Annotated in this window: 1 protein-coding gene; it reads right to left on the bottom strand. The window is 66.9% G+C overall.

Annotation, left to right across the window (positions count from 1 at the left end; genetic code table 11):
• Positions 1-163: 163 nt before the first annotated feature.
• A complete protein-coding gene (locus tag I6U14_RS16525; protein WP_296900706.1) occupies positions 164-1,420 on the bottom strand; it encodes a glucose-1-phosphate adenylyltransferase in 1,257 nt (418 codons plus the stop codon).
• Between the last annotated feature and the right edge of the window lie 493 nt (positions 1,421-1,913).

Below are 1,913 nucleotides of genomic sequence, written 5' to 3' on the forward strand. Positions count from 1 at the left end.
CGGCTCCGTCTGATTTTTGGGCAGGATGCCCAATAAATCAGCATCTCCCTAGGCGATCACCGATGGATTCGGGCGGGTACGCTGCGCCTTGCCAGTGCCGAGCGCACTGATGGCTTGGGTCTCCTCGTCGCTGAGCCCTGGAGTCCGTCCAGGCCTCCGGCCGTTACTCCGCGTAACCGCCCCCGTACCCGCCACCGCGCGCAAACACGCCTGTGTTGCCGGCGGGCACCACGGTGACGCCGCCCTTGGAGACGGTGTAGCCGCGGGCGAGGTCGGCTTCGCGGTCGTAGCCGATGACGCTGCCGGGCTCGACGAGGTTGTGGCGGTCGATGATGACGCGCTTCAGCCGCGAGCCCTTGCCGACCCGCACGTAGTCCATGACGATGCAGTCTTTGAGCTCCACGTCCTCTTCAATGACGGCCTCGCGGCGGATGATGGAGTTGACGAGGTGGGCATTCTCATGCACCACGGACGCCGCGCCGAGGAGTGCATTATCCAGACGGGCACCGAGCACGCGGGCCACCGGCCCCTGGTAGTTGCTGGAGTAGATGGGCCAGTCCGGATTGAAGGCGTCGAATGCGGGCTCGTCGCCCAGGACATCCTTGTGGGCGTTGAAGTAGGCGTCGATGGTGCCGACGTCGCGCCAGTAGACCGGGGTCTCGTACGGCTTGATGCCGGGAATTCGATTGCTTGCAAAATCGTAGGCGAAGAGCCGCTGACCGCGCTCCAGCATCCGCGGCAGCACATGGCCGCCGAAGTCCGTCTCCCCGGCCTGCTGCGCAGCCTCTAGTGCCTCCATCAGAACCTTGGCACTGAACACGTAGTTGCCCATGGAGGCATAGGCGGCATTCGGGTCGCCCGGCAGCGGTGAGGGGTTGGCCGGCTTCTCCTGGAAGGCTTCGATACGGCCGTCGGCACCCGCTGCAATGACACCGAAGCTGCTGGCTTCGTCCAGCGGCACGGGCAGCGCCGCGACGGTGGCGTCGGCCTCCCGCTCTTTATGAAAGTCCACCATCTGCTGGATGTCCATGCGGTAGATGTGGTCGGCGCCGAAGACGACGACGTAGTCCGGCGCGTGCTCCTCGACCAAGTTGATGTTCTGATGCACGGCATCTGCGGTGCCCTGGAACCAGGACTCACCGTAGCGCATCTGCGGCGGCACAACGGTAACGAACTGATCCTTCAGCAGCGGCGAGATGGTCCAGGCCTTGCGCACGTGCTCGATGAGGGATTGAGATTTGTACTGCACCAAGAGATAAATCGTGCGGATCTGGGAGTTCACCAGGTTGCTCAGCACGAAGTCCACCAAGCGGTAGCGCGAGCCGAACGGCACTGACGGCTTCGAGCGGGCCGCGGTCAGCGGTTGCAGGCGGGAGCCCTGGCCGCCGGCCATGACGAAAGCGATGATTCGATCTGGCATCTCTCCTCCGGGCGCCCGAGCCGGCGCCTAATGCTTTGGTGGCTCGTCTGAATCCGTAGGCGTGACCGCGATGGACGACGCGTGCACTTGCGACTACGCCCTACATAATAAACCGCCGAGCCCGCGGCGTCGTGCGGGGCAATGCGGATTGCAGAGCAGGGGGATCCTGCCTGCACGGTCCGCGTCAGGGGCTGGTACGAGCGGCGGGGCTTCGCGCCGGGGCGTCCTAGGGTAAACTCCAGGTCCACATGCCAATCGAGCCCCGTCCCTTGTCTGCCGACGTGCCCACGCCCAGCGCCCGCTGCCTCGCCCTCTGCCTGCTGTTGCTCGGAGCGACCACGGCTGTGGCTGCGGGGCCCCCAGGCCCGGCCGCCCCCGCGGCTGGCGCGAGCGGTCCCACCGCCCCCCACCCCGCACCCCGCCACGCCGCCGCACGCCCCCCCCGGGCCCCGCGACGCGGACGCGGCACTACGCCAGCGCTCCGGGTCCCCCC

It is taken from the genome of Thiohalocapsa sp. (genome assembly GCF_019695415.1).
Taxonomy (GTDB): Bacteria; Pseudomonadota; Gammaproteobacteria; order Chromatiales; family Chromatiaceae; genus Thiohalocapsa.